The 7,046-nt window shown below is 66.8% G+C and carries 8 protein-coding genes; 3 read left to right on the plus strand and 5 right to left on the minus strand.

Annotated features, from left to right (window positions below):
• Positions 1 to 2 precede the first annotated feature (2 nt).
• Genes ADBZ6I_RS03850 through mmsB form a run of 3 tightly spaced genes read left to right on the plus strand, consistent with a single transcriptional unit; the run spans position 3 to position 3,628 of the window.
• Positions 3 to 1,523 (plus strand): CoA-acylating methylmalonate-semialdehyde dehydrogenase, encoded by a 1,521-nt coding sequence (locus ADBZ6I_RS03850; RefSeq protein ID WP_526381034.1) that lies wholly within the window; start codon positions 3 to 5, stop codon positions 1,521 to 1,523.
• A 25-nt stretch (positions 1,524 to 1,548) separates the two neighbouring features.
• The gene (locus ADBZ6I_RS03855) at positions 1,549 to 2,700 is read left to right on the plus strand and encodes an acyl-CoA dehydrogenase family protein (protein WP_526381050.1); all 1,152 of its coding nucleotides are present in this window, start codon (positions 1,549 to 1,551) and stop codon (positions 2,698 to 2,700) included.
• Positions 2,701 to 2,752: 52 nt separating this feature from the next.
• On the plus strand, positions 2,753 to 3,628 hold the full coding sequence (gene mmsB, locus ADBZ6I_RS03860) for a 3-hydroxyisobutyrate dehydrogenase (RefSeq protein ID WP_526381036.1): 876 nt from the start codon (positions 2,753 to 2,755) through the stop codon (positions 3,626 to 3,628).
• Between the two features lie 12 nt (positions 3,629 to 3,640).
• On the opposite strand, the gene ADBZ6I_RS03865 is transcribed toward mmsB, so the two are convergent.
• The 5 genes from ADBZ6I_RS03865 to secY all read right to left on the minus strand — a co-directional run.
• Positions 3,641 to 4,135 (minus strand): MarR family transcriptional regulator, encoded by a 495-nt coding sequence (locus ADBZ6I_RS03865; RefSeq protein ID WP_526381052.1) that lies wholly within the window; start codon positions 4,133 to 4,135, stop codon positions 3,641 to 3,643.
• Positions 4,136 to 4,224: 89 nt separating this feature from the next.
• The gene (locus ADBZ6I_RS03870; protein ID WP_526381038.1) at positions 4,225 to 4,551 is read right to left on the minus strand and encodes a hypothetical protein; all 327 of its coding nucleotides are present in this window, start codon (positions 4,549 to 4,551) and stop codon (positions 4,225 to 4,227) included.
• An 8-nt stretch (positions 4,552 to 4,559) separates the two neighbouring features.
• Positions 4,560 to 5,357, minus strand: coding sequence for a type I methionyl aminopeptidase (map, locus tag ADBZ6I_RS03875; RefSeq protein ID WP_526381040.1), 798 nt, complete (start codon positions 5,355 to 5,357; stop codon positions 4,560 to 4,562).
• A gap of 6 nt (positions 5,358 to 5,363) precedes the next feature.
• Positions 5,364 to 5,909, minus strand: coding sequence for an adenylate kinase (locus tag ADBZ6I_RS03880; protein ID WP_526381042.1), 546 nt, complete (start codon positions 5,907 to 5,909; stop codon positions 5,364 to 5,366).
• Positions 5,906 to 7,046 (minus strand): preprotein translocase subunit SecY (secY, locus tag ADBZ6I_RS03885; RefSeq protein ID WP_526381044.1); only part of this gene is annotated, 1,141 nt, incomplete at its 5' end. The genes secY and ADBZ6I_RS03880, both read right to left, overlap by 4 nt.

The raw sequence follows: 7,046 nt of genomic DNA on the forward strand, positions 1-7,046 counted from the left end.
TCATGACTACACAGATCCCCCACTTCATCAACGGTCGGCGCACCCCGCTGGCCAGCACCCGCACCGCGGACGTGTTCAACCCCAGTACCGGAGCGGTGCAGGCCAAGGTACTGCTGGCCTCAGCGGCCGACGTCGACACCGCGGTGGCCGCCGCGGTCGAGGCGCAGCGGGAGTGGGGGGCCTGGAACCCGCAGAAGCGGGCCCGGGTGCTGATGAAGTTCATCGAGTTGGTCAACACATGCGCCGACGAGCTCGCCGAGATGCTGTCCATCGAGCACGGCAAGACCGTCCCCGACTCCCTGGGCGACATTCAGCGCGGCATCGAGGTCATCGAATTCGCCACCGGCATCCCGCATCTGATGAAGGGCGAATTCACCGAGGGCGCCGGCCCCGGCATCGACGTGTACTCGATTCGCCAGCCCCTCGGCGTGGTCTGCGGCATCACCCCGTTCAACTTCCCGGCGATGATCCCGTTGTGGAAGGCCGGCCCGGCGCTGGCCTGCGGCAACGCCTTCATCCTCAAGCCCTCCGAGCGCGATCCGTCGGTGCCGATGCGGCTGGCCGAACTGTTCCTCGAGGCCGGGCTTCCGCCGGGCGTCTTCCAGGTCGTCAACGGTGACAAGGAGGCGGTCGACGCGCTGCTGGCCCATCCCGACATCAAGGCCTACGGCTTCGTCGGCAGTTCCGATATCGCCCAGTACATCTATTCGGGTGCTGCGGCGGCCGGCAAGCGCGCGCAGTGCTTCGGCGGCGCCAAGAACCACATGATCGTCATGCCCGACTCCGATCTGGAGCAGGCTGTCGACGCGCTGATCGGCGCCGGCTACGGCAGCGCCGGTGAGCGCTGCATGGCGATCAGCGTCGCGGTCGCCGTGGGAGACGAGACGGCGAACCGCCTGCGTGCACGGCTGGCCGAGCGGGTGGAACACCTGCGGGTCGGACACAGCCTTGACCCCAAGGCCGACTACGGCCCGCTGGTCACCGAGGCCGCCCTGGAGCGGGTGCGCGGCTACATCGACGCCGGCGTGGCCGCCGGTGCCGAGCTCGTCGTCGATGGCCGCGAAAAGGGCAGTGACGAACTGACTTTCGGCGACGAAAGCCTCGAAGGCGGTTTCTTCATCGGGCCCAGCCTGTTCGACCACGTCACCACCGACATGTCCATCTACACCGACGAGATCTTCGGACCGGTGGTGTGCATCGTGCGGGTCAAGAACTACGAAGAGGCGCTCAAGCTGCCGAACGAGCACCAGTACGGCAACGGGGTGGCGATCTTCACCCGCGACGGCGATACCGCCCGCGACTTCGTCTCGCGGGTTCAGGTCGGCATGGTCGGCGTCAACGTCCCGATCCCGGTTCCGGTGGCTTACCACACCTTCGGTGGCTGGAAGCGCTCCGGTTTCGGCGACCTCAACCAGCACGGGCCGGCGGCGATCCAGTTCTACACCAAGGTCAAGACCATCACCGAGCGCTGGCCGTCGGGCATCAAGGATGGCGCCGAATTCGTCATCCCGACGATGAAGTAGGGCCGGCGAGATGAACTTCACCACCATGGACGACGACGAGCGGGTCATCACCGAGACCGCCGCCGCCTTCGCCGCCAAACGCCTTGCGCCGCATGCCCTGGAGTGGGACAAGACCAAACACTTCCCGGTCGACGTGCTGCGGGACTCCGCCGAGCTGGGCATGGGCGCGATCTACTGCGGCGAGGACGTCGGCGGCAGCGGCCTGCGCCGGCTGGATGCGGTGCGCATCTTCGAGCAACTGGCGGTCGCCGATCCGGTGATTTCGTCGTTCATCTCGATCCACAACATGTGCGCCTGGATGGTCGACACCTACGGCACCCCCGAACAGCGCAAGTCGTGGGTGCCACGGCTGGCGTCGATGGAACTCATCGCGAGCTACTGCCTGACCGAGCCCGGAGCCGGGTCCGACGCGGCGGCGTTGCGCACCAAGGCCGTTCGTGACGGCGACCACTACGTGCTCGACGGCGTCAAGCAGTTCATCTCGGGCGCGGGCGTCTCGGACGTCTATGTGGTGATGGCCCGTACCGGCGCCGACGGTCCACGCGGCATCTCGGCGTTCATCGTCGAAAAGGGAACGCCGGGGCTGACTTTCGGAGTCAACGAGGAGAAGATGGGCTGGAACGCCCAGCCCACCGCGCAGGTCATCCTGGAAGGTGTCCGGGTCCCCACCGACGCGCTGCTGGGCGGCCCGGAAGCCGAGGGCACCGGTTTCGGCATCGCGATGAACGGCCTGAACGGCGGCCGGCTGAACATCGCCGCCTGCTCGCTGGGCGGCGGACAGGCCGCCTACGACAAGGCCGCGAGTTACCTGGTGGACCGGCAGGCCTTCGGCAGTGCGCTCATCGACGAGCCGACGATCCGGTTCACCCTGGCCGATATGGCCACCTCCCTGGAGACCTCACGGCTGATGCTGTGGCGGGCGGCCAGCGCGCTGGACGACGACGAGCCCGACAAGGTGACGTTGTGCGCGATGGCCAAGCTCTACGTCACCGACTCCTGCTACGACGTGGCCGACAGCGCACTGCAACTGCTGGGCGGTTACGGCTACCTACGTGAGTACGGCGTGGAGAAGATCGTCCGCGATCTTCGGGTGCACCGAATCCTGGAGGGCACCAACGAGATCATGCGCGTGGTGATCGGCCGTTCCGAGGCAACGCGCGTCCGCAATCAGGCGTGAGCCACCCGCGCCGAACCGGCGTGTGAATCAGACGAACTCGAAGGAGACGACCATGACGACGATCGCGTTCCTGGGGCTGGGAAACATGGGCACGCCGATGGCGGGCAACCTGGTCAACGCCGGCTACACGGTGCAGGGTTTCGACCCCGTACCGGCCGCCCGGCAGGCCGCCACCGATAAGGGAGTCGCCGTCGCCGACACGGGGGCCGCCGCGGTGGCCGGTGCCGATGTGGTGATCACCATGCTGCCCAACGGCACCCTGGTCAAGGAGTGCTACGGCGAGGTGATGCCGGTCGCCACCCCGGCGGCGTTGTTCATCGACAGCTCGACCATCTCCGTCGACGACGCCCGCAGCATTCACGCGTACGCCGTCGAGCGGGGCTTCGCCCAGCTCGATGCGCCGGTCTCCGGCGGGGTTAAGGGCGCCCTCGCCGGCACCCTCGCCTTCATGGTCGGCGGCGAGGCGCAAGCCCTGGAGAGAGCCCGTCCGGTGCTGGATGCCATGGCGGGCAAGATCATTCACTGCGGCGACTCCGGTGCCGGGCAGGCTGCCAAGCTGTGCAACAACATGCTGCTGGCGGTGCAGCAGATCGCCGTCGGCGAGGCCTTCGTGCTGGCCGAGAGTCTCGGCCTGTCGGCGCAGTCGCTGTTCGACGTGGTCACCGGCGCGACCGGCAACTGCTGGGCGGTGCACACGAATTGCCCGGTGCCCGGCCCGGTTCCGACGTCGCCGGCCAACAACGACTTCAAGCCAGGGTTCGCCACGGCGTTGATGAACAAGGACCTCGGACTGGCGATGGACGCTGTCGCATCCAGTGGAGCCTCGGCGCCACTGGGCAGCCACGCGGCGCAGATCTACGCCAATTTCGCCGAGCAGCACGCCGGGCTCGATTTCAGCGCGGTCATCGAGACCCTGCGTAAGGGCTAGAAGTCGCCGGCGTTAGAAGTCGCCGGCGTTGTGCCGCAACGCCTCAATGGCTTGGACCAACGCGCCGGCCTGCTGATCGGTCATCCCGGTGTCGGCGAAAACCTGCTCGTTGAGGGTCACCGTGGCGTCCTCGACCGTCGAGCGGCCCAGATCGGTGATACGCACCAGGGTGGTACGGCCGTCGGTGGGGTGCGGCAACCGCTCGACCAGGCCGTCGGCTTCCAGCCGCCGGATGGCGTGGGTGACGCTGGTGACGTGCACCTGCAGTCGGTCGGAGGCCTTGGTGATGGGTAACGCCCCGGTCCGGCTGAAGGCCAGCAGCCGCAGCAGTTCGAATCGGGAGAAGCTCAGGTCGTAGGGGCGCAGCGCGTTCTCCACCCGCGCCAGCAGGATCTGGTGCGCCCGCATCACGGAGGTCACAGCCACCATCCCGTCGGCGACGTCGCTCCAGCCCGCACGCTGCCAGTTTGCCCGCGCGACGGCGATGGGGTCCACAGCGTCTAGTATCGCCCAGGCAAAGCCAGACCCGGTGAAGGAACAACATGCCGAGCACGATCGCGGCCCCCGAGGTGCGCATCCTGCTGACCGACGCCGCATCAGTGGAGTCGGCGGGGGCTGCCGTGCGGGCCTGCGCAGTGAGCAAAGGCTTCGAGGCCGAACGGGCCACCCGCTTCCAGGTCGTGGTGGAAGAGCTGATCCGGGAGTGCCGCATGCGCGAAGCCGCCTCGACCAGCCCGAGCGACGTGAGCGTCGAGGTTTCCTTCGACGGAAACAGCCTGGATGTCGCCGTGGTCGACCAACGGATGCCGTTGAGTGCCGCGCAATCCCGGCACCTGCCCTCGCGGCGTCTCTTGGCGCTGGGATTCGCCGATCATCTGCATATCGGTTTCACGGGCGCCACCGGCAATATCGCCCGCTGCCACCGGACGGTTCAGACCGTCAGGATGCGCGGACCGTCGTCGGTGACGGCGACGGTGTGCTCCCAGTGCGCGGCGCGGGATCCGTCGGTGGTGACCACGGTCCACTCGTCGTCGAGGATCTTGGTCCGGGTGGTGCCCAGGGTCAGCATCGGCTCGATGGCCAGCACCGAACCGGCGGCCAGCAGCGGTCCGCGCCCCGGCTGACCCTCATTGGGCAGGAACGGCTCCATGTGCATCTGCCGGCCGATGGCGTGCCCGCCGTAGCCCTCCACGATGCCGTAGCGGCGCCCATGCGCCTCCTGGGCCGCACGGGTGCGGAGTTCGATGGCATGGGAGACGTCGGTCAGCCGATTTCCCGGCAGCATCGCCGCGATACCGGCCTCCATGGCCTGCCGGGTGGCATCCGAGAGCGCTTGATCGGCCGGGATCAGCGCACCGACACCGAAGGTGACCGCAGCGTCCCCGTGCCATCCGTCGATGATGGCGCCGCAGTCGATGGACACCAGATCGCCGTGGGTGAGCAGTTCGGTGGCGACGGGGATGCCGTGCACCACGCGGTCGTTCACCGACGAGCAGATGCTGGCCGGGAAGCCGTGATAGCCCAGGAACGACGGGGTGCCCCCGGCCGTCCGGATGACGGTCTCAGCGACGTCGTCGAGATCCTTGGTGGAAACCCCCGGCGCCGCAGCCTGCTGGACGGCGCGCAGCGCGGCGGCGACCACCGCACCGGCAGCCGCCATCGCGTCGAGTTCACCCGGGGTACGGGCGGGAACAGTCTTACGGCCTCGCAATCCGGGCAAAGAGACCATGCAAGGTCAGCGGCCGAGCGTCTCGAGCGCCCGCGCGAACACCTCATCGAGGTCGCCGACCGCATCCACGGTCTTCAACTCCGAGGTGTAGAAGTCCAACAGCGGGGCCGTCTCGTCGCGGTACACCTTGAACCGGTTGCGGATGACGTCTTCGGTGTCATCGGCCCGTCCCCGGCTCATCAGGCGACCGACGAGAACCTCCTCGGGCACCCGCAGCTCCAGCACGGTGTCCAGCTTGAGACCACGGCGCTTCAGCATCTCGTTCAGCGCCGCGGCTTGCTCGACATTGCGCGGAAAGCCGTCCAGGACGAAACCGCCGGCGACGTCCTTATCGTCCAGACGAGTGTCGACCAGGTCGTTGGTCAGGCTGGTGGGGACCAGGTCGCCGGAGCTGAGGTACTTCTGGGCCTCCAGACCCAACGGTGTCCCGGCCTTGATGTTCTGCCGGAACAGCTCCCCGGTCGAAATATGCGGGACGCCGAGCTTCTCGGCCACTCTAACCGCTTGCGTTCCCTTGCCCGCCCCCGGCGGTCCCAACAGGACGACTCTCACTTCAGAAACCCTTCGTAGTTGCGCTGCATCAGTTGACTTTCGATCTGTTTCACCGTGTCGAGGCCCACGCCGATCATGATCAGCACCGCGGTCCCGCCGAACGGCAGGTTTTGGACGCTACCGCTATTGCCGGCCTGAAGGAACAAGTTTGGCAACACAGCGATGACACCGAGGTAGATCGAGCCGGGAAGAGTGATCCGGTTCAGCACGTAGCTCAAATAATCGGCCGTGGGTTTGCCAGGCCGGATACCCGGGATGAACCCGCCGAACTTCTTCATCTCGTCGGCGCGCTCTTCGGGGTTGAACGTGATCGACACGTAGAAGTAGGTGAAGAAGATGATCAGGCCGAAGTAGATCGCGACGTAGAGCGGGTCGGCCGGGTTGGTCAGGTGGTCGGCGACGAAGCGGTCCCACCAGCCGTTTCCGGGGCCGCCCCGGCCGCTCTGGATCAGCTGAGTGATCAGATGCGGGATGTAGATCAGCGACGACGCGAAGATAACCGGGATGACGCCGGCCTGGTTGACCTTCAGCGGCAGGTAGGTGGAGGTGCCGCCGTACATCTTGCGGCCCACCATGCGCTTGGCGTACTGCACCGGAATACGGCGCTGTCCCTGCTCGACGAACACCACACCGATGATGATCAGCAGCGCCGCACCACAGACCGCAGCAAACACCGGGCCGCCGCGAGTGTCCAGGATGGCCTTACCCTCGGCCGGGATCGCCGCGGCGATACCGGCGAAGATCAGCAGCGACATACCGTTGCCGATGCCGCGCTCGGTCACCAGCTCGCCCATCCACATCACCAGGGCGGCACCGGCGGTCATGACGATCACGATGACGACCAGGTTGAAGATCGCCTTGTCCTCGAGGATCTCCACCGAGCAGTTCTGCAGCAGGCCGCCGTTGGCCGCCAGCGCAACGATGCTGGTGGCCTGCAGAACGGCCAGCGCGATCGACAGATAGCGGGTGTACTGCGTCATCTTGGCCTGGCCGGCCTGACCCTCTTTACGCAACTCCTCGAAACGCGGAATGACCACCGTCAGCAGCTGCACGATGATGCTGGCGGTGATGTAGGGCATCACGCCCACCGCGAACACCGACAACTGCAGTAGCGCGCCACCGGAGAACAGGGTGATC

This window comes from Mycobacterium sp. (assembly GCF_044342925.1).
GTDB lineage: Bacteria > Actinomycetota > Actinomycetes > Mycobacteriales > Mycobacteriaceae > Mycobacterium.

What these genes read in the sequence shown, in the direction of transcription:
- ADBZ6I_RS03850 (WP_526381034.1), top strand. Translation starts at nt 3, where the DNA reads ATGACTACACAGATCCCCCACTTCATCAACGGTCGGCGCACCCCGCTG.
- ADBZ6I_RS03855 (WP_526381050.1), top strand. Translation starts at nt 1,549, where the DNA reads ATGGACGACGACGAGCGGGTCATCACCGAGACCGCCGCCGCCTTCGCC.
- mmsB (WP_526381036.1), top strand. Translation starts at nt 2,753, where the DNA reads ATGACGACGATCGCGTTCCTGGGGCTGGGAAACATGGGCACGCCGATG.
- map (WP_526381040.1), bottom strand. Translation starts at nt 5,357, where the DNA reads ATGGTCTCTTTGCCCGGATTGCGAGGCCGTAAGACTGTTCCCGCCCGT.